At 58.1% G+C, this 19,311-nt stretch carries 21 protein-coding genes and 1 tRNA gene; 17 read left to right on the plus strand and 5 right to left on the minus strand.

All coding sequences use genetic code 11. The features are described 5' to 3' along the window. Positions 1-3 precede the first annotated feature (3 nt). The gene (locus tag KF708_07935; protein MBX3412602.1) at positions 4-1,377 is read right to left on the minus strand and encodes an IS66 family transposase; all 1,374 of its coding nucleotides are present in this window, start codon (positions 1,375-1,377) and stop codon (positions 4-6) included. 421 nt (positions 1,378-1,798) lie between these two features. Here KF708_07935 and KF708_07940 point away from each other — a divergent pair, with 421 nt between their 5' ends. Next, on the plus strand, positions 1,799-2,152 hold the full coding sequence (locus KF708_07940) for a hypothetical protein (GenBank protein ID MBX3412603.1): 354 nt from the start codon (positions 1,799-1,801) through the stop codon (positions 2,150-2,152). Positions 2,153-2,198: 46 nt separating this feature from the next. Here the strand turns inward: KF708_07940 and KF708_07945 are convergent, their stop codons facing one another. Continuing rightward, positions 2,199-4,241, minus strand: a complete 2,043-nt coding sequence (locus tag KF708_07945; protein ID MBX3412604.1) for a serine/threonine protein kinase — start codon at positions 4,239-4,241, stop codon at positions 2,199-2,201. 29 nt (positions 4,242-4,270) lie between these two features. Next, the gene (locus KF708_07950; protein ID MBX3412605.1) at positions 4,271-4,885 is read right to left on the minus strand and encodes a hypothetical protein; all 615 of its coding nucleotides are present in this window, start codon (positions 4,883-4,885) and stop codon (positions 4,271-4,273) included. A gap of 499 nt (positions 4,886-5,384) precedes the next feature. Here KF708_07950 and KF708_07955 point away from each other — a divergent pair, with 499 nt between their 5' ends. From KF708_07955 to KF708_08015, 13 genes are all read left to right on the plus strand, one after another. Beyond that, positions 5,385-6,164, plus strand: coding sequence for a hypothetical protein (locus tag KF708_07955; GenBank protein MBX3412606.1), 780 nt, complete (start codon positions 5,385-5,387; stop codon positions 6,162-6,164). A gap of 42 nt (positions 6,165-6,206) precedes the next feature. After that, the gene (locus KF708_07960; protein ID MBX3412607.1) at positions 6,207-6,851 is read left to right on the plus strand and encodes a hypothetical protein; all 645 of its coding nucleotides are present in this window, start codon (positions 6,207-6,209) and stop codon (positions 6,849-6,851) included. A gap of 90 nt (positions 6,852-6,941) precedes the next feature. After that, entirely contained in the window at positions 6,942-7,658 is a 717-nt protein-coding gene (locus KF708_07965; protein ID MBX3412608.1) for a protein phosphatase 2C domain-containing protein, read from the plus strand. 3 nt (positions 7,659-7,661) lie between these two features. Continuing rightward, complete coding sequence (locus KF708_07970; protein ID MBX3412609.1) at positions 7,662-8,675, plus strand: hypothetical protein; 1,014 nt, start codon at positions 7,662-7,664, stop codon at positions 8,673-8,675. Positions 8,676-8,792: 117 nt separating this feature from the next. Continuing rightward, positions 8,793-9,068 (plus strand): hypothetical protein, encoded by a 276-nt coding sequence (locus KF708_07975; GenBank protein ID MBX3412610.1) that lies wholly within the window; start codon positions 8,793-8,795, stop codon positions 9,066-9,068. 94 nt (positions 9,069-9,162) lie between these two features. After that, positions 9,163-9,618, plus strand: coding sequence for a hypothetical protein (locus KF708_07980; protein MBX3412611.1), 456 nt, complete (start codon positions 9,163-9,165; stop codon positions 9,616-9,618). A gap of 211 nt (positions 9,619-9,829) precedes the next feature. Further along, positions 9,830-10,150, plus strand: coding sequence for a hypothetical protein (locus KF708_07985; protein ID MBX3412612.1), 321 nt, complete (start codon positions 9,830-9,832; stop codon positions 10,148-10,150). A gap of 24 nt (positions 10,151-10,174) precedes the next feature. Then, complete coding sequence (locus KF708_07990) at positions 10,175-10,615, plus strand: hypothetical protein (protein ID MBX3412613.1); 441 nt, start codon at positions 10,175-10,177, stop codon at positions 10,613-10,615. Positions 10,616-10,620: 5 nt separating this feature from the next. Beyond that, on the plus strand, positions 10,621-13,314 hold the full coding sequence (locus KF708_07995; protein ID MBX3412614.1) for a relaxase domain-containing protein: 2,694 nt from the start codon (positions 10,621-10,623) through the stop codon (positions 13,312-13,314). Further along, the gene (locus KF708_08000; GenBank protein MBX3412615.1) at positions 13,311-13,709 is read left to right on the plus strand and encodes a hypothetical protein; all 399 of its coding nucleotides are present in this window, start codon (positions 13,311-13,313) and stop codon (positions 13,707-13,709) included. The genes KF708_07995 and KF708_08000 overlap by 4 nt, the downstream gene beginning before the upstream one ends. A 22-nt stretch (positions 13,710-13,731) precedes the next feature. Continuing rightward, a complete protein-coding gene (locus KF708_08005; GenBank protein MBX3412616.1) occupies positions 13,732-15,279 on the plus strand; it encodes a type IV secretion system DNA-binding domain-containing protein in 1,548 nt (515 codons plus the stop codon). Further along, entirely contained in the window at positions 15,276-15,518 is a 243-nt protein-coding gene (locus KF708_08010; protein ID MBX3412617.1) for a helix-turn-helix domain-containing protein, read from the plus strand. The genes KF708_08005 and KF708_08010 overlap by 4 nt, the downstream gene beginning before the upstream one ends. Before the next feature lie 14 nt (positions 15,519-15,532). Beyond that, complete coding sequence (locus tag KF708_08015; protein MBX3412618.1) at positions 15,533-16,873, plus strand: site-specific integrase; 1,341 nt, start codon at positions 15,533-15,535, stop codon at positions 16,871-16,873. Here KF708_08015 and KF708_08020 read toward each other — a convergent pair. Beyond that, positions 16,839-16,913 (minus strand) — tRNA-Pro (locus tag KF708_08020). The two genes, KF708_08015 and KF708_08020, sit on opposite strands and share 35 nt — an antisense overlap. 771 nt (positions 16,914-17,684) lie before the next feature. Here KF708_08020 and infC point away from each other — a divergent pair. The 3 genes from infC (at position 17,685) to KF708_08035 (ending at position 19,081) form a co-directional block, all read left to right on the plus strand. Then, on the plus strand, positions 17,685-18,185 hold the full coding sequence (infC, locus tag KF708_08025) for a translation initiation factor IF-3 (GenBank protein ID MBX3412619.1): 501 nt from the start codon (positions 17,685-17,687) through the stop codon (positions 18,183-18,185). Between the two features lie 91 nt (positions 18,186-18,276). Beyond that, positions 18,277-18,561, plus strand: a complete 285-nt coding sequence (locus tag KF708_08030; GenBank protein MBX3412620.1) for a peptidylprolyl isomerase — start codon at positions 18,277-18,279, stop codon at positions 18,559-18,561. Between the two features lie 40 nt (positions 18,562-18,601). Further along, positions 18,602-19,081, plus strand: coding sequence for a hypothetical protein (locus tag KF708_08035; protein ID MBX3412621.1), 480 nt, complete (start codon positions 18,602-18,604; stop codon positions 19,079-19,081). Here KF708_08035 and KF708_08040 read toward each other — a convergent pair. Then, positions 19,078-19,227 (minus strand): SelB C-terminal domain-containing protein, encoded by a 150-nt coding sequence (locus tag KF708_08040; protein ID MBX3412622.1) that lies wholly within the window; start codon positions 19,225-19,227, stop codon positions 19,078-19,080. The two genes, KF708_08035 and KF708_08040, sit on opposite strands and share 4 nt — an antisense overlap. Positions 19,228-19,311: the final 84 nt, after the last annotated feature.

The raw sequence follows: 19,311 nt of genomic DNA on the forward strand, positions 1-19,311 counted from the left end.
GTCTCAAGCGGGGATGACGTGCGGTTGGGTTTTGCCGAGCGTGTCGCGGAGGAAGTCGAAGGGCTCGATGGCGCGTTGCTGACAGGTGCGAATGACCGACATCAGGATACTTTGCGCCTGGGCACCTGGCCAAGTGCGGCAGCCGCCCCAGACCTTTCGATTGACCACCGCCGGCCGGATGGCCCGCTCGGCCCAATGATTGGTGGCTTGAATCGTCGGATCGATCAGGAACCAGAACCAGTGCATGGCGTGATTCAAGATATGCTGGGCCAGCCGGCGATTCGGTTCGCAGGTGAAGCGCCCGTCGGCCAACTGTTCCAGTTCGGCTGCCAGGTCCAGGCCCCGCTCGGCCAGTTCGTCGCCGCTAAGGCGATGGCCGCGCCATGCGCGACGCAGCGCGAACGCGCGATCGACGATCGCCAATACGGCGCGCGGCAAGCGCACGGCGCCACGCACGGCTGTTTCCAGCAGTTCCTGGCAACGCCGCTGCAAGTGCCGCAGGCATTGCTGATGAAGCGCCCGTGTAAAGCGGTCGTACACGCTCCAGCCGTCGTGCACCAGCGTCCCCGACCAGTCCAGCCCCAGCAGTTGTTCGGCCGGTTCGTGGCTCCGCGTGCGATCGATCACATAACACGTCGCACGCTGACTGACAAAGGCGTGCAGCCAGGCCAGGCGGCCGCCGACGCGCCAGCCCGTCTCGTCGGGCGCGACCTCCGCCGCGCCGCGCACGTCCCTGCGCAATTGTTCGTAGGCCAAAGCGCAACGCTGCGATGTCCGCAACATCGAACGCACGCTGGTCGCCCGGGCCAGACGCAGCTCAGGAAACAGTGTCCCGAGCAGCTTCACGCTCTTGCCGTGCGACAGGCCCAACTCTTTGTTGAGGACCGCCAGCAGGGCATGCACCTGGGGACCAAGTTGACTGGCCGCGGCGCCGCGGGCCGAACTGGTCTGCAAGGCGTGACGGCCTGCGACCGGGCGGCCGCAGTCGTGGCAGGCGCCGACATGCACGTTGAACTGGCGATAGATCACCCTCCGCGGAATCTCGGTCTGGTACTGCACCGCGACGTGCGTCTCGCCGAGTTGCGAACTGGCGCAGTGCGGGCAGTTCGGCGGCAGCGGCGCGTCATACGTCTCGTCGATTCGCGGTGGTACGCTGCGATGCGCGTGCGGACCGTGACGCTTGCCCGAGCGACGGCCCGGCGGCTTGGGCTCTTCCAACGGCGGGCCCTTCGAAAATGGCGCCGCTTGTCGCTTGCCGCGGCGCAGCGCTTCCTCCAGCGCGGCCGAGAGCCTGGCGACCTGCTCGCGCAGCGTATCGACTTCTCCCCGCAGCTCGGCACACCCGGGGCACTCGTTCTGAACTTGATCCACGTCCATAAACGCGGACATTACCCACCATCGCCAGAATGCGCAAGTCCAATACGGTAATCAATTACGCTCGCTCTAAGAATGTGGCGTCCCGACCCTCGACAGCTGCCGAGTCCCCACTGGAAAACGTCACCACCAGGCTCCGCCGCGATACCAACCAACGGCTCAGTGAAGCGGCTCTCCGTCAGAAGCTCAAGAAGGCGACACCGGACACACGGCAAGGGATTATCGAAACCGCCATAAGGGAGTGGCTTCGGAAACACTATCCAGAAGCATGAACGCGTCGCCTTTCAAATTCGACGGTCGCACTTTTCAGTGTTAGCTTATCGCTCGGCTCTGTGCCATACTCGCTCGACCAGCAAGTTCCACCAGAACCTAAATGAGGACGGCACGTGTCGTCCTGATACTGGGTTTTGTTGGAGGTTGAGCAATGCGAGCGGTATTGTTTCGATTGGCGAGCGCTGACTCGGTCCTCGACGCATTGGACGGCAGGTTCCACCACACATATCACCTGCTCATTGAAGTGCCCGACGGACACCCCTTAAGTCTCTGGTGCCGGGCGGGACTCGTGGGTTGGTACGAACACGAAGATCGCTCGTGGAGCGAGGTGGTCATGGATTATCATGTGCCTTCGTTCCACTGCGTTTCTCCGGCCGGTCGCAAGGACAGCGTCCCCGTTCTTGAACTGGACCTACCCACCGAGTTCTACGACCAGTGGCTCGCGCACCGGCAGCAGAATGAGGTTCTAGCGAAGGAGTTGAGTAGAATCATCCGGAGCGTGTAACTGCGGATGTACAACGCATGGCCAGACGCAGGGCCACAAGTCTGCGTCACACTTTCGTCCCGCTCGCCAGGTAACGTTCAATAAGCTTAGTCGACCGAGCACTTTCGAGCTCGATCTCCTGACTACTTGCAGAAGTGGCCATCGAACTGAACAGCCGCTCGTAGTATTCATGAGGGCAACCGATATTACTGGCGATCTCCTCAAGTGACTCGTCGAATTTGGCGATGTCAGGGGCGACGGTGACGACGAACCCAAGCCGGAGCCACTCCGCGTCCGATGCCTTCTGCCCCTTTAGTTGCTCGTACACAGCCTGATAAAGATCCGCGACACACAATTGAAAGAGCCGTGCCTTTTCAAAGTAACCGACATTTTGCGCTGCTACAGTGGACCTGCCGTGCCGCGCCCTATTCGCAATCGCTAGCACCTCGTCGATATGTAGCGTCTCCATTGCGGATTCGACAGTAGATTCGTATGGGCCAAACCCGTATTCATCGATCTTGCCACGGCCAGCTGAAAGCCAGCGCGAGAGGCGGCGCCGCAACCTACTCACCGAAATCTCCAAGCGTTCGCGCCACGTCAGCGTGCCCGGAGATACGCTGAGCATCTTTGCAATTGCCGGACCGAATGTCTGCTCAAGCCCTAATGTTGCGGCCAAGCCATTTGCGTCGGAAAGGACCGCTGCAAAATGTGCGCTTTTCAAAGCCGCAGCGCGTAACAGATCTTCCCGACGCTTCTGTGACGCCTCATCCCGACCACTAATGGCAGGAATCGCATCTGCTAGGGCGAGAACTTTCAGTAGCTCGCGGTGTGATCTTCCAAGCGTGACGCCTAGCCGCCAAGCAGCGAGTGTTCGATTGGACTCCCTGCCTTCGATCGCTGGGGTATCATCCTCAACACTCGCAATCGCCGATTCCAGTGCTATGGCGAACTCCAGGGCAGTCGCATATCGTCGGTTAGGATCCGGTGCCAAACTATGGATGCACGCCACGATAATCGATTGTGGAACGAACTCCGCAAGCTGGACGAACGGAGCGCTTTCTAGTGACGCCATACTTGCCGCCATGGCTTCCTCAACGTTCGTCACCGGCCGATAGCGTTGACCGCTCAACATCTCGTACAGCACCGCCCCTAATGCCCACACGTCTACCCGACCGTCAAGTGAAGATGGGGACGCGCCAAGCACCTCAGGCGCAACATAGGGAGCCGAGAATCCATGGTCGACATTTGCTGAGAACTGCGACGCCTCATCCAGTGCGAAGCCATAATCAAGGAGGATCGGGGCTCCGTCGGCCGTAATTACAATGTTCTCTGGTTTGATGTCACGGTGAAGCCAACCATTTCGGTGTGCCCGCTCCGCCACGCGAGCAAGCGTCGCCGTCCAGCGCGCTGCCCAGTAGGGATGTACGCGCCCTTGATTAAGAATTGTTCGCAGCGACTCGCCACGAATCAGCTCCATCACAAGTGCCGGCGCTGGCTCGTTTGGAGCTAATGCTAAAAAGGCAGGCACCCCCGCACCGGCCATGGCACTTATGGCCTCTGCCTCACGAGCGATCAAACAGGAAGTACGCGCGATGGACCCATTACTATCACGCAACGGGATCTTTATTGCAACGTCCGGTTGCCCGTCATGTGTCCGAGCGCGGAACACGGCGCCAAATTGCCCGGCGCCAATCCTCTCCACCAGGGTGTATTTGTCCAAGATTACGTCGCCCAGCCCGTACGCCTCGCCGCCACACCGCACACTGCTGATGCCCACCTTCTGTGCGCAGGGGCCAATCTCGTCCCAAGTTGGAGCGGAGCGAGACTTGAGAGCCTCGTCACAAAACCTCTGGCAGAATCGCTGCGCAAATTCAATAGCATCCTGACTCGCGATCTCAAGCTTTTGCTGGAACCATTCCATGTTCCAATGGCGCATGTCTGCTTCTACGAGAAGCAATTCGATCATCAGTGCCGGCAGGGTTCTTGGATTTGGCCAGCTCTCAAGCAGAGGACTTGGGTCCACTCCTTGTCTTAAGTCAACCTCGTACTGCTCGACATACTTGATCAGTAAGTCCAGCTCTGACGCACTTGTGATCTCGTCCCACTCCATGATCGCCTCTCTCGGCGGACGAACACGAGTCATCCGGCCTTCGAATCGCCAAGCAGTTCGATGAATCGGGCTTTGGCATGCTTTATGTATAAACCAACTGTCCGGACACTCGGAGTGGCTGATCCGTACACGGCTAGCAAGGATGTGCGGATGCTTTCAGCGCCATCCATCGACATGAACCACGCCAGACATGCGTCACGTCGGATTGCGTTGTCGTCGTGGGAGTAGTCCTGCATGACCTGTTCGGCCATCTCGCGTGCGATAGCAATCTCCGATGGATCACTTTCGCGAGAGGGGTGCACTACAGTTGTGTTGTGCACCTCCTTGTCGACACTTCGGCATTCGGCCATGTGCTGTCGATAAGCGTCAATCGACTTGTCTCGAACCTTCCTAAACAAGGCCTGTACAAGTTCCAAGTCAGTACGATCAGTTAGCCGTCCTAATCTGGCATCTCGGATTAGGCTTGCCTGGGCCGATCGCACAACCGAATCCGGGGACGTTCGTCGCTGAAATTTTTTCCCGAGGCGCTTTGCTGCGATGGCCCTGCAGTGTTCGAAAAAATACTCGCAAATCCTGACGATCCGCTGGTCAAGCAAGTCATCGGAGGATAACGCCTGTTGTTCCGGCACGTCTTTCTTCGCCATAACTGCCTCCAAATAAACTGATTGACAAGCTGAGTCGATGCGAAATTCTGCAAAGTCGCTGTCTGACGCAGGATAGTACGCACGCCGGCCGTTCAGGGTCGCGCCTTTCCTGAAAATATTTGCCTCTGCTTTTCGCGGCGGGCATCGAATGGGACGGAGTTCATTTTACCAGGGCCGGAGCATCATGGCCCTAGGCATAAGAGGTGCCTTCCTTTGTCGTTTCCACGGCACGTTATTTTTTTTTGCGCAGCGCTACGTCCTTTACGGATAGAGCAGTGGGGCAGATTGCTGACAACGGCCGCCAGCCGATGCCAAGCTCCCCCACAACCACCAGCTATCGGGCCGTGAGTGCACGGCGAAGCCTCCAAGCACTGAACGAAGGAATCTATCGATGCGAGTGAATCGCCGGACACCCAGCGCTTCCGACTGCAACATTGCACCTCACCATCACGCTCCACTGGATCTAGTTGCCTCTGACACAATCCACGAGAGCGGCAGCTTGCTCGAACTCCGGGAGCGCATCATCGAGTCTCATCGTGCTTGCCTACGAGCACAGTCTGAGGCATTTCAACACGCGATTGATGCAGGAGAATCGCTGCTTGCTGCTCGACTGCAAGTGCGACCAGGAACCTGGCTAGCGTGGCTAAAAGACAACTTTTCCATCGTAAGCGGTCTAACTGCCCGGACCGCGCAAACATATATCCTGTTGGCCGAGCGGAAGGCCGAGTTACGGGCTCTGCTTGACGCGAAACATGGACCGGAAGCTTCTCCTGCCGCACTGGCCGAGTTGACAATCAGATCGGCGCAGCGGTTGCTCCGGGGAAATACGCCGCCACGCCCACGAACATCCATTCTGCGCGACGACTCGCTCCAGTTGTCGGACATTCTTGCAGCTTTCCCACCCGAGGATGCCGTCCCGGACGTCGTTATCGGTATTCCGGACCGCTCCGCTCAGCAAGTGATCGTTCAAGCCACACTGGATTGCGTGGAATTGTGCCTCGACGCAACCGTCATTCGCCATAGCGAAGGGGAACTAGTGACCGCGATTCTACTTATGCCACTGCAACCGACTGCGACTTGGTTTACCAAGGTGGCCGACTATCCACTGGTGTTGATGCGACAATTGGTTCGCTTCCCGAAGCGCGCTGACGGTCCTGCGGAGTCGGCAATCCACCCTGGCATGCTCATCCTAATGGCCGACGACGCGACCGAGCCGCTGTTGGTCAAGCACTGCGGAAAGCTCGGGACGCCCTTCGGTCCCTATCGCTCCCAACGATAACTTACCGTCCCCAACCATTACTCAAGCTCAAAGGACGAACAGATGTTTCCACGTCACAACACCAACGATATCGAGTTCAACACCAACAACAGCAAGATCAGCGTTATCAACTTCACGCTCGACCGTTCCGGATCCATGAATGTGTCACCGCATCAAGGCGAGGTCAGCAAGGCAGATCTCGCCCAGATTGGCCTTGGCCATTTGAAAACATGCCTGAGCAGCGATGCGTTTGGCGGCAGCAACACTTACATCGGGTTGAACCTGTTCAACGAGTCAGTATCGCAGAGCGACTATATGCCAGCGTCTCAGTGGGAACCTCCGTTAATTCAGCCCGCAGGCCGTACGCACCTTGGTGAGGCAATCGAGTCGTCACTTGACTCGTTGGAGAAATTCCTGTGGGAGCAGAATCAGCAGGGGCGGACCTCGAACCGACCGGTGCTCGCGATTATGAGCGATGGCCTGGCAAATGGCGAAGAGGCGGCCCTCGCCGCCTCGCTAGAGCGACTTCGCACAGTAGCGAATCCCTCTCGGCCAATGCTCACTCTCATCGTCGCCGCCGGGGACTCTGAATCGCTGGCTTCACTCAGCGGCATTGGCTTTCCAACGGCTCCAGTACTGGTTCAATCGGTTGCAGACTGGAAGCGGCTCGTCAAATTCATCTCCGTCTCAGCCACGAGTGGTCGATAACAAACGGACGTTGAGCTACCAATGAAACCGCTGTCACTGAATCCGTTGTGGTACTGCACGGCACAGGCAGTATGTGGATCCTCGCACACTGTGTCAGAGACGCCGTGCCAGGACGCAGTACTCGCCCGTGTTAACGGCCCTGTGCTCAGAATTGTGCTCGCCGATGGAGCAGGATCAGCGAAGCACGCTAGGCTCGGTGCAAGGTTGGCGTGCAAGGCAGTGATGTCAGAGCTGATTCCCAGTGTCGTTTCGTCGCTGGGGCGAAATCACCTGATTGAGTACCTGCTAGGGTCGCTCGACGCGTCTGCTAGTCAGCTTGCAATGCTCGCGGCTCGTCGAGGAATTGATCAGACCGAGTTCGCCTCCACATTGATTGCCCTGGTTGCAACACCAACTCAGGTCGCTGCGGTCCACGTAGGCGACGGTGCGACGATCATCCGCAACGCCAAAGGCCTTACCCGTGTTCTCACCGAGCCGCATCATGGGATCTTCGCGAACGAGACGTTTTTCCTCACGGATGCCGACTGGCGAAATAATGTCCGCTCTGTAGTGATTCGAGATCGCATCACCGCAGTGATCGCGATGTCCGATGGCCTAGAGCATTTGGCACTCGAACGAACTCCGCGTTCCGACAAGGACTCGGTTTGCACTGTGCCGTTTCGTCCCTTCGTCGAACCACTTATCGGCATCGCGTCGCGATCGCACCGGGACGCAACCAATGCAGTCCACTCTCTACTGGGGTCGGAGTCTCTCCGTAGACACACGGATGACGACTGCGCCTTGGCAGTCGCAGTTAGGAGAGCATGACTCATGCCGACGTATATCCTGTATCCATCGGGCAAAAAGCTGTGCATTGATGAGCCGCCGCAGGACAGCGGTGGAGAGTCTGACTTTCACGTGCGCGATGGTCGAGCAATTCTCATCATCCGCGAGCCGAAGGCGTACGCACGTAAGCTTGTGGTGCTCCGTCGAATCGCTCCGACGCCACTGGGGTGGACACGGCCAGCTGTCGCGTTCCCCGACCAGCTACTAAGTATGAACGGAGAAGTCAAAGGGTTCACGAGCTACTACTGCCGGAACACGTTGTCACTAGAAGAATTGTTCACGCCGCTTCGATCAAGGCTCTTCCCGAAATGGAACTATCGGGAGTTCGTGCGAGCAGCATTGAATCTTGCAAAGGTAGTTACCTGGCTGGTCCAGAAGGACATCCTCCCCGTCGATCTGTCCGCCACGAACGTGCGCGTTTGCTCAGACGCGTGGGTAACACTCATCGACGCGGCTTCATTCCAGCTTCGCACTTCAGAAGGGGCGTTTCCGTGCAATGCCATTACACCCGATGTGGCGCCACCAGAGGCGCTGGTTAGTGCTCGTACGCCTCGCTTTGCCGATGCAAGTCACGTCAGCTTTAGCCTGGCCGTTCTGATCTTTCGCTGCCTGCTGCTCGGCACACATCCGTTTGATGGAGTCTTGAACAAACAGCTGTTCGGCGCATTCCCGCCGGACATTTGTGGTCGGATATCGATGGGGCTCTATCCGCATGCAAGCCGGTCTCCAATCCATCGACTTCTCAACCTGCGATCAGCTCCTGCATCACAGCCGCTCCCAGGAGCGATACCAATGGACACTGTTTCGGATGCCATTCGCAAGACCTTCACTCGCACGTTCGTGAATGGGCATAAGAATCCGCAGCAGCGCACCCCGCCGCATGAATGGATCACACTACTTTCCGAGTTTGAGCGTGAACTAATCAGTTGCCGCAATGACACAAGGCACATGTTTTATCGGAAGCTTCGGCACTGTCCATGGTGTCCACAGGCCAAGTGAACTCACAGCCTTCACGATTTAGAAGATCCAGCACAAAGACTTACCGCCCGCACCGTGGCACGATCGTGCTGTTCGTGGCAGCACAACGCGGCCACTGTTTTACGAAGGAGAATAAAAATGGGAACAAATGATCGAGCTGGAAACACGCCGGCGTACTCAATCAACGTGGGGCATATCCACTTGTCGATTTGGGAGAACCAGAGCGACAACGGACGCACCTGGTTCAACACGCAGATTGCTCGCCGGTACAAGGATGGCGAAACGTGGAAGGACTCCACGAGCTTCTCAGGCCTTGGGGACCTGGCCCTACTGGCCGAGGCCGTGCGACTGGCCCAGAAGTTTGTGACGGGGCGCGAGCACCTGCTTGCCGCAGAAGGGCGGGACGCGTTTTAAGTCCATTGGTCGCCCGGCCGCCTGCGCCCCTTCTCGTTGGGGGCTCCGGCGGCTTTGGACGGCCTTTATCAAAACAGACAAGGAGGAACTAAACATGGAAACAATTCATGAGTACACCCGAGAAGAAGCAATCAATGACGGCGTGCTTGTTCGACTCTGTCCAGAGCTAACACGAGAGGCCGGCATTCACGTCGAGGTCGCTGTTACCCGCTCGGTCTTTGAGCAATGCATTGCGGAGCCGGCGGCCTGCCCATGGCAGGACGTAAAGGGCCGAGCTTGGGATGTCCTCTCCATGCTCGCGCATGCGGCTCGCCAATCAGCTCCGGGAACGACCACGATCAAGTTCACCGTTCTTGTTCAGAACGACGACCTTGGACCTAAATCGTTCGTGCTTCGGGCCGATACTGGGCCAGGCGATCACGGAGAGCAGGTTATTACGATCCTGCATGACGACGAAGCTGAAGGTAAGCGCGCGTTGCTTCGCGCCATTACTGCGCCGGGCGTTGGCGGGAGGCAATTCATTCCGATCAGGCTGCCCGACGAAGATTGAGTCCCTGCTTCAATTCCCCCCGTGACGGGACTAAGTCACGGGGCACTTTCCTAAACACCGAACATCATTCATCCCACTACACTGAAAAAAACACTTGCTTGACTTTTGAGACGCACCATTGCACAAGGTGCCCACGCCATGCAGGTAGAAGAACTCCAAGTCATTGACCCGATTGAAGTAAAACACGTCTACAAAGCGTAGACATTCCATCATGCCTCGCAAACGAACTGAGACCGTCAGCTTTCGCGCGGACGAAGATCTGCTGCGACTCCTCGATCAATCACGTTCTCGCTTCGGTGTCTCGCGCGGGGAGTGGGTGAGGGGAGTGGTGCAGGCCAATCTGTACGCGACGGAGCACGAGTCGCTTAACGAACGGCTCTCCGATATCGAGCAAGCTGTCGCCCGCATCCTGTCCCGCCAGGAAGCGTTTTCCCTGAACCAAGCACGATCCCTGTACGCAATCCTTACCCTGACGGGTAACCTTTCCGCCGACGATGCCAAAGCCGTCGTTCAAACAAACATCACTCGATAGATCCAGACATGCCGGAGTCTCGTCATGCCACTCAATCGTGGAATGTACAGCAGCAAGTCGCCGAATTGGGAAACTCCACAATGGTTTTTCGATCGTCTTGATGCCGAGTTCCATTTTACCCTCGATGTCTGCGCACTGCCGTCCAATGCCAAATGCTCAATGTACTTCACGCCTGAGGTGGACGGGTTGCGACAGGAGTGGAACGCGATCTGTTGGATGAATCCGCCTTACGGCAGGGAGATTGGCCGTTGGATGAAGAAGGCGTTCGAGTCGTCCTTGGCTGGAGCGACCGTCGTATGCCTTGTTCCAGCACGGACCGATACGGCTTGGTGCCAGGAATATGCCACTAAGGAGGAGGTGCGCTTTCTGCGCAAGCGCCTTCGTTTCAGCAGCGCCACTTCCGCCGCTCCGTTTCCGTCCGCCGTCGTCATTTTCCGCGATCGTTGGTGGGAGAGGGGGGGGTAGGCGAAATGGTGGCCACGATTCGAGCATTGGGTGGGGCTGCTGATGCAGCCCGCTATTTCACGTCGGCCCAGGTAACTAACTACTACAGCGAAGGGGGCGACTCACCAGGACAGTGGTATGGCCAAGGGGCCAAGATTTTGGGCCTACGTGGGGCGCCAACGTTCGACTCATTAGTAGCAGTGCTGAGCGGATGCGACCCCAGCAGTAAACGGCCGCTCATGAGAAAACGCCGTCCCAGGAATGATACAGGATCGCCTGAGGACGCCGGTCCGTCCAGTGATGAACCGTCGGACAAAAAGCTCCAACGCCGTGAGCGTTGCCCAGGAGTGGACCTCAATCTGACACTTTGGCAAGACCTGACGATTGTCCGCGCCGTAGGAGGAGAAACCATTCGAGCCAGTGTCGACGAGTCATTCGATGCGGCCGCCAAGTTACTCTTCGACGGTATTGAGGATCACCTACCACTCTGCCGCCGTGGGCTCGGCGGCATCATCCAATGCAAATCAAAACTGGTTGTGGCCATGTTTGACCATGAAACGAGCAGGGCCACTGAACACGAGCCGCACCGTCATCGCCACTGCCTCATCGCCAATCTAGCTCAAGGTGAAGATGGCCGCTGGTCGGCAGTCAACACTCGAATGCTCTTTGAATGGACGCGTACCTTAGGGCCAATTTTTCGTTGCCTGCTGAGCGCGGAACTCAACAAGCGCCTCAACCTCGAACTTCGCCCGGTCCTCGACGAGGACAAGCAACCGCGAGGCTGGGTGGAGCTACATGGCATTCCCGAGTCACTACGCCGCCTATGGTCGACTCGCCACGACGAAATTGAGCAGTTCTTAGCCGGCGACAAGTCACTGTCAGGATTGGCATCGGCCAACGCCAAAGCAGCCGCCCAAGTCAAGACTCGTCAAGCGAAGAGACAAACGCCGCCCCGTGACCAGCTTTATGCCAAATGGGAGGAAGAAGGACGAAAGCATGGCTTCGGACCGAAGCAGGTTGCGGCCATGCTTGAGCGCTCCGTCCGAAAACAGCCGGATCAATATCGGGACGCATTTCGAAAATCGATAGTTGATCTTACTGCGTCTAGTGCCTCCTTCACTCGTCAGCAGTTGATTCAACGTGTTTGCGAACGGCTTTGCCATACTGGCCTCGATGGCATTGAGATCATTCACCGGATTAACCGAGACCTCACATGTTCACCTGAGATTGTACGGCTTGCGGAGAAAGATGGTGATACACACTTTACTTCACGCACGATGCGAAACCTGGAGAAGAAGCTGCTGGCTGATGCCCAGCATCTCCATGAATCGACTGGCGTTCGAGTAAGCGACCGCAGTATCCAACGGCTGATTGACGGCAAGCCTCATGCCACAGCAGAACAGAAGGAAGCGATCCGTTTGCTGCTCAGTGATAAAGCTCGAATTCGCACACTCTCGGGAGTCGCTGGTTCGGGAAAGACCTTCGTTTTAGACGCAGTGCGTAGTGGGCTGGAGCGCGAGGGCTATGAGGTCCTCGGCGGCGCGCTGAGTGGAATTGCCAAGGAAGAGCTGGCAACTCAGGCAAACATCAAAAGTCGTACCATCGCCAGTTATCTCTACCACCTGGATAAGCCGCTCCTGAAGCGGATCACCGACCGGCTTCGCCACGACGTTAGACAGCTCATCCGCGCCGCACGCGGTAAAAGGACCTATCTCCCGACCAAGCTCAAGTTTGGCCGCAAAACCGTCCTCATCCTCGACGAAGCTGGCATGCTTGACACAAAGACTTTAGCGCGACTGTTGCACCATGCGCGAAAATCCGGGGCCACGGTAATTCTAGTCGGCGACACGCATCAACTTTCTCCTATCGGCGCCGGCGGCCCCTTTGGACGGATTACCAAAATCACCAACGGCCCTACGCTATCGCAAAACCGCCGCCAGCGTCATGACGTCGACAAAAAGGCGGTCACTCTGATCCGCGATGGCGAAGGGCAAGCAGCCCTCAAGCTCTATGCCGAGCACGATCGACTGACTCTTGGCAAGAACAAAGTCGACACCATGAACCGGCTTGTCGAGGACTGGTCAAAAGCGGGAGGGGCCGTTTCTCCAAACGAACACTTAATCTTGACCTCAACTCGCCGTGAAGCTCACGCACTTAATCTTCGGTGCCAGCAGATCCGCCAACAGCTCAGTCAGGTGGATACCTCATCAGGAGTGAAGGTCGCTGACGGATATCTCTACCGGGGAGACAGGATTCTCTTTCATAACTCTTACCGAGCGGCCGGAATCGAAAATGGACATCAAGGAACCGTCTTGAAAATCAACACACTCACGAAGCGCATCACCGTCCGTCTCGACAAGTGGGTTCAGATTGGTCGCAATGGAAAGCGAATGCAGCCAATCGTCACAGTGCCCTTGCGCAGCCTGAAGCCGGAAGCTGTGGGACTGGCCTATGCCGCCACCACGCACAAGATGCAGGGTCGAACCGTCGCGAACGCATATTTGCTGCTAGGCGGCGCGATGACCGAACAGGAAATGACCTACGTCCAGGCAACCCGCGCTCGCGAGATAACTCGTCTCTACGTCGACGAGAGCCACGCAGGACCAGAGCTAGCCGGAATTGCCAAGGCCATTTCGCAGTCTAAGCGAAAGCTTATGGCCGAGGACATCGTCAAACCAATTGAACGAAAGCGAAGCCCAAAGTTGGAGATTGAACGATGAATCAACCACCCAAAAAGACACCGGATTGGATGATCGAGCCACCCGATTGGGATGCATATCCCGAAAGCGTCCGACCAGTCGCAAAACTCGGCTACGCGATTCTCTTTCCGCTGGTTGCCTGCCTCTGGCTAGCACGGCTGGCGTTGACTGGGGTCGTTTTTCTCATGGGCGCGTGCTGGTTTTACTTTGTGCTCTATCAAGCCGGAGCATTACCCATTCTCGCCGTCGCCGTCGTCACGTCCGTTGCAGCGGCATTCTTCGTCCGGCGTAGAAAGAGTGAGGCATCGCTCTTGAGGGGACGCGAACTTGATCGTCGCGCCCCGTTTCATACGCGGCCCAACGGCCGCAGCGTCTGGACGCCGAACAACTCCACTCGTCCTCCCAGTAACCCTTGAATGCACGAAACTGAGGACTCTCATGCGATTCTTTCATCGATCCGCGAACGGTGCAGCACAGACCACCACTACGAATACAGGCTCGAAGATCATTTTCGGCAACGGTGAGTTGGATGAGCGCGAGGCGACTGGTGGGTTTCTCTTGGTTGGAGCACCAGGTAGCGGAAAGAGCCTGCTGCTCCTCTTACTCATGAAGTCAGTTCTTGGTTCGATCGGGGGCAATCGCGACGTTCGAGCCTTGGTCTACGACGCCAAGCAAAACATTCTCCCTTTACTCCGTGCCATTGCTCCGAATGCCAAGATCGTCACAACGAATCCTTGGGACAAGCGCGGCGTGGCCTGGGACATGTCCCGCGACGTCCGCGAGCCTCGCGTAGCCATTGAGATCGCCTTCACTTTGATTCCTCGCGTTCACGAGAGTCAGCCCTTCTTCGCAGACGCTGCCCGCCATTTGCTCTACGGCGTGATGCTGAGCTTCATTCTCTCCAACGTAGACTGGAAGCTCGCCGACGTGCTGCGCGCTGTGTCGACTCCGAAACTGCTTCGCAGGGTACTTAGGAGGCACCCTGAAACGAAGACGATTCTTGCCCGGTACTTTTATGATCCCCGCTTGGTCGCAAACATCATGTCCACCATAGCCACCAAGCTCCTTCCACTAGAACCTATCGCTGCGTCGTGGGAACAGGCGACGGAGCAAGTGTCCATCGAGGAGTGGACGACCAGCGACATGATCCTGGTGCTAGGGAACTCTGAATCGAGTCGCACGGCCATCGATTCAATCAATCGCTGCATGTCTAAACGTGCCTGCGACCTGACGCTGAACCTGCCAGACTCATTCAAGCGACGATCCTGGTTCATCTGGGATGAACTCGCAGAGGCGGGCAAGCAAGACGGGCTTATATCTCTGATGAAAAAGGGCCGCTCCAAAGGGGCCTGCGTCGCCATCGCCTTTCAGAGCATTTCTGGCCTCCGCGACCAGCAAATGTACGGCACCTACCAGACCGACGAGCTCCTTGGGCTAATGGCAAACAGGTTCATCGGTCGCTTGGAATGTCCGGTGACGGCAGACTGGGCGTCGTCGCTTTTCGGTGACCAGCTGATCGACCAGGTCTCCACCAGCGTCAGCACCTCGCCTCAAGGCCGAAGCCGGAGCGAATCCCACCAAGAGGCCGTCCGCAAAGCCGTACTGTCCTCCGAGCTGATGTCCACGCCGACTTGCACAACTGAAGACGGCCTGAGCGGCTACTACATCGTTCGCTCGCGCGGCTGCTACACAGCAACCATTCCAGGCGAACAAGTCTTTGGCCGAGATTTCATTGTTCCGGATGCCAGCGTTCCAGACTTTGTTCCCCGCGACTGGCGCTGCCAACTCCTGCGTCCCTGGACACCTTCCGAGGAACTGAAATTCGCCGGCCCACGCCCGGTGAAATCTACTTCTCGGCGTAAAACATCACAGCGTCCCGCCTCACCACTTCGGTTTGATCCGTGGGATGCCGACGCTGACTCGACGTCCGGTCTTGAGGCTACGGATGGCCCCGATAAGTCCCCCCCTTCGGAGCCCACCCCATGATTCGCCCAGCGCCACCCCACAATGACGTCCCGCAGGCCTCGCTGCTGATCTCCCCTGATGATCTTGCTACGATCCTAAAAGTGTCGAAACGCACACTTTGGAGACTTCTGAGCGGCGCAAAATTGCCGCGACCGATCCACGTTGGACGAAGTCCACGGTGGCGATTAGAGGAAATCAACGCGTGGATCGAAGCGGGATGTCCGGATCTAGAATCCTGGTCGCGCAGCACCTCGGAGTAAAAGGTTTCACCTATATGGCTTCCATTTTCAAGCGATCGAAGAAGAAGGGCGAGCCGTACTCGATTCAGTACCTCGACCATCGAAACAAGCGACGCACCGCAAAGGGATTTACCGACAAGGGGCTAACCGAGGAGCTTGCAGCCAAGCTTGAAGCTGATGCAAGGCTGCGTCGAACCGGATTGGTCGACGCGAGCCTTGATCGAGTAAACAGCCATCGTGCAATTCCAATTGCCGAGCAACTTGACGAGTTCGAACAAAGCTTATCGAACAATTCGCGGCAGTATGTGCGGCTGACGATGGGCCAGGTACGCCGGATCGTCGATGGCTGTGGCATCAAGATGTTGGCTGATATCGACGCTGAGGCGGTGCAAAAATACCTCCGTACCCGCTCCAAAGCGAAGAGCACGGGACACCGAACCTACAATCAGTACCTGCAAGCATTCGGCACTTTCTGCAATTGGTGCTTAACGACGGGCCGCCTGCTGGCCAATCCAATGCTGGGCGTCGCGCGGCTGAACCAAGCGGTGGATGTTCGTCACGCGCGTCGTGCATTGTCTGCCGAAGAAGTTGCCTCACTCATAGCATCCGCTCGGTCAAGCGGAATTAGCATTCAGCGATTTTCGGGAGAACAGCGTGCCCGGATCTACTTGATGGCATACCTGACGGGCCTACGCAGACGAGAGCTTGGAAGTCTCACCGCAAAGAGCTTCAACCTTAATGCAGAACCCCCGACGCTGACGGTTAAAGCCACTGCGTCCAAGCATCGTCGCGAGGACGTGTTGCCACTGCACCCCGAGTTGGCTGCGATGCTTAGCGACTGGCTCAAAAGCCTTCAACCTGGAGCGAAGCTTTTCCCACGGATTGAGCAACGCAAAACGCACGTGATGGTCAGAAAGGATCTCGAACGGGCGGGAATTCCCTACGAGACCGAGGACGGGATTGCCGATTTCCACGCCTCTGGTCGCCACACCTACATCACCGAGCTACTGAGAAACGGAGCGTCGCTGCCGGAGGCCAAGGAGCTGGCGCGACATTCTGATATCAAGACGACGATGCGGTACACCCATATCGGATTGCAGGACCAGGCCAAGGCCATCGCCGCGCTGCGGCTGGTACGCATGGGCGATCCCGTCGCCACGGATCTCCCCCGCGCTGCACCGAAACCTAAGCCCGCGCTGCAAATGCGCTGCATTTCTGGCGGCTCTGAGGGGCATTCGCTGGCATCGACTGGCAACGGGCAATCCAATGACAAACGCCGAAACTCTCGCGGCAGCAAGAGCTTCGGCGTTGTCTGTCCCTCGTTGGCAACGAATGCCGAAATCGGGGCGACAGGATTTGAACCTGCGACCTCTTGACCCCCAGTCAAGCGCGCTAACCAGGCTGCGCCACGCCCCGGGCGTGTTGTTGCGACGCTTGCCCATCGGTGTACTGACACACCTCGTGGCGTGCGTCGCGACGGGCAAATGGACCCAAGCGGTACGCTTGGGCTACTGCTCCGTCCGATCCTCTATCCACCACAGACAATGACTGGCAGTCACCAAGTCACGCCGTAGCAAGGAGCTCCATCCGACCCACTATCCTCTATCCACAGACAATCGTGCCGCGTGTTTGGTTCTGGGGGAACCGGCGAACCGATGTCTGCTTCGGCACGGCATCCTGTCCCACATGTCCTTTATACAAGGCATGCGCGGAAACAGACCACGAGCAATTTCCTCTCCAAGCTGAAGTTTCAGGTCGGCAATCGACCGATCTTGGCAAGGAACAATCGCTGGCCAGTCCTTTGGCGCCGTGACGAAGAGGGATGAGTATGACAGATCCGGCCCCGATTTTCAATTGAGGCATCTTGGGTTTGGCCGGGAATCCGCTTCTAAAAGCCCGCCTGCGACAGCTCTAGTTGACTTTCCGCAAGTGGCTGTCGATACTCCCTGTTGCGCCGATTTTTCGGCCTCGTCCTTCCGGCCAGAACCGGACCGCTGGATGAGGCGGGGGGAACGGGACGTCGGGAAGCGGTTACGGCCCCCGGCGCAGCGTAGACTTGCAACGAGCGAGAGATCGTGGGTCGCCGGGCAGGCTGGGCCTCCATCGGCGAACACCCGCCGAGGTCCGGACGATCCGGCCACGCGGCACGCTCGTTACTCATTTTAAGACCACTAGGAGACGCCTGCCATCGAACGCTCGCAGAGAATCAACGAGCAGATCCGCATCACGCCCGTGCGGGTCATCTCGGCCGAAGGAGAGCAACTGGGCATTATTCCCACCGAGGACGCCATTCGACTCGCCCGCGAGGCAGAACTCGATCTGGTGGAAGTCGCCCCGACCGAGCGGCCCCCGGTATGCCGCATCATGGACTTCGGCAAGTTCAAGTACCAGCAAAAGAAGCGACAGCACAAGGGACACACGCACCAGAGCAAGATCAAAGAGATCCGCGTGCGCCCCAAAACCGATACGCACGATATCGAGACCAAGGTCAATCGCGCACGAGGATTCCTCGAGCACAAGGACAAGGTCGTCATCTCGGTCGTGTTTCGCGGTCGCGAGTTGGCACATATCGAAGAAGGCCAGCGCGTCGTGAAGCAGATCATCGAAAGCCTCGAGGATATCTCGAAGGTCGAGGCCCCCGCCAGCCAGCAGGGGCGGCGCATCGTGTGCATTCTGTCCCCCAAGTAAGCCAGGGCCGCGGCATAACGCTTACCTTTTTGCGGCGCGCCACCAAGGTGGGCTCCGTTCCAAAACTAACTTGCACGAGAAGGAGCCTGAGATGGCAAAGAAGGCCAGCGCTCGACACATCCTGGTCGCCTCGGAAAAAGAATGCCTCGATCTGAAGCAGCAGATCGGCGAGGGAAAAGATTTCGCCGAACTCGCCCGCAAGCATTCGAAGTGCCCCTCCGGCGCCCGCGGTGGTGACCTGGGCTCGTTCGAGCCGGGCCGCATGGTCCCCGAGTTCGATCGCGTCGTGTTCAGCATTCCCGTGGGCGAGGTCAGCGAACCCGTGAAGACTCAGTTCGGCTGGCACCTGTTGGAAGTTACGAGCCGCACCGACTGAGCCTGTCGCTCTGGGGCACCTCGAGACGCGGAGACGAACCGTGTCACGCGTCCAACGTGGTTCGCCCACGTCTCGCCAGGATGAACGGCGTTATCGTCGTATTGTCGGCGCGCGACTGGGGCTGCTCTATAGCGTGACGTTGCTGGCCCTGGCGTTTTCGTTGACGCGCGCGGGGCACGATGGCCCTTCTCTCGTCGTGCAACTCCTCACCGCTCCGTTCGGGCTGCTCATGCCCGAGGTGGCGATCACCGGCATGATCGTCCTGTGGACGCTCATCGGAGTGGGAGTTGCCATGGCGCAGAATGCCCGCGCGCGGTACGCGGTGATCGGCACGCTTGCGATACATTACGCCGCCGCAGCCTTTGGGGCGATCGCTGCAGCCGGAACGAACGTTCCCGCGGCCATCCCCCCAGCGCCGCTCCTGGTGCTCGCATCGCTCGTCCTTTACCTGGCAGGACAGGTTGCCATCTGGTTCTGGTTGGCACGGGCATTTCGTCCGCCGAGTCCCGTGCGGCGTTAGGCCGATTCGTACGCGAGTCGTCGCCGATCTCCCTCGCGCCTCGTAAAGCCGATGCGATCGAAATACTCGCAGAACGGCACGGCAAACTTGCGCGTCGTGCCCCACAGGCCGCGAATCTGGCTTACGGTCATGCCTTCGTCCGACATGCCGGTGTTGTGGGGGCCGCCTTACGGCCCCCTAGCAGCGTCGACATGGGGCACCCCCCGTGGTTCTTACCGCGGCGGTCAGAA

The sequence above is a fragment of the Pirellulales bacterium genome, from assembly GCA_019636335.1.
In the GTDB taxonomy this organism is placed as follows: Bacteria; Planctomycetota; Planctomycetia; order Pirellulales; family JAEUIK01; genus JAHBXR01.

Bases quoted from the DNA above. Each gene is read 5' to 3' on its own strand.
- KF708_07935 (MBX3412602.1), bottom strand. From the start codon at position 1,377: ATGGACGTGGATCAAGTTCAGAACGAGTGCCCCGGGTGTGCCGAGCTG.
- KF708_07940 (MBX3412603.1), top strand. From the start codon at position 1,799: ATGCGAGCGGTATTGTTTCGATTGGCGAGCGCTGACTCGGTCCTCGAC.
- KF708_07945 (MBX3412604.1), bottom strand. From the start codon at position 4,241: ATGGAGTGGGACGAGATCACAAGTGCGTCAGAGCTGGACTTACTGATC.
- KF708_07950 (MBX3412605.1), bottom strand. From the start codon at position 4,885: ATGGCGAAGAAAGACGTGCCGGAACAACAGGCGTTATCCTCCGATGAC.
- KF708_07960 (MBX3412607.1), top strand. From the start codon at position 6,207: ATGTTTCCACGTCACAACACCAACGATATCGAGTTCAACACCAACAAC.
- KF708_07970 (MBX3412609.1), top strand. From the start codon at position 7,662: ATGCCGACGTATATCCTGTATCCATCGGGCAAAAAGCTGTGCATTGAT.
- KF708_07975 (MBX3412610.1), top strand. From the start codon at position 8,793: ATGGGAACAAATGATCGAGCTGGAAACACGCCGGCGTACTCAATCAAC.
- KF708_07980 (MBX3412611.1), top strand. From the start codon at position 9,163: ATGGAAACAATTCATGAGTACACCCGAGAAGAAGCAATCAATGACGGC.
- KF708_07985 (MBX3412612.1), top strand. From the start codon at position 9,830: ATGCCTCGCAAACGAACTGAGACCGTCAGCTTTCGCGCGGACGAAGAT.
- KF708_07990 (MBX3412613.1), top strand. From the start codon at position 10,175: ATGCCACTCAATCGTGGAATGTACAGCAGCAAGTCGCCGAATTGGGAA.
- KF708_07995 (MBX3412614.1), top strand. From the start codon at position 10,621: ATGGTGGCCACGATTCGAGCATTGGGTGGGGCTGCTGATGCAGCCCGC.
- KF708_08000 (MBX3412615.1), top strand. From the start codon at position 13,311: ATGAATCAACCACCCAAAAAGACACCGGATTGGATGATCGAGCCACCC.
- KF708_08005 (MBX3412616.1), top strand. From the start codon at position 13,732: ATGCGATTCTTTCATCGATCCGCGAACGGTGCAGCACAGACCACCACT.
- KF708_08010 (MBX3412617.1), top strand. From the start codon at position 15,276: ATGATTCGCCCAGCGCCACCCCACAATGACGTCCCGCAGGCCTCGCTG.
- KF708_08015 (MBX3412618.1), top strand. From the start codon at position 15,533: ATGGCTTCCATTTTCAAGCGATCGAAGAAGAAGGGCGAGCCGTACTCG.
- KF708_08030 (MBX3412620.1), top strand. From the start codon at position 18,277: ATGGCAAAGAAGGCCAGCGCTCGACACATCCTGGTCGCCTCGGAAAAA.
- KF708_08040 (MBX3412622.1), bottom strand. From the start codon at position 19,227: ATGTCGGACGAAGGCATGACCGTAAGCCAGATTCGCGGCCTGTGGGGC.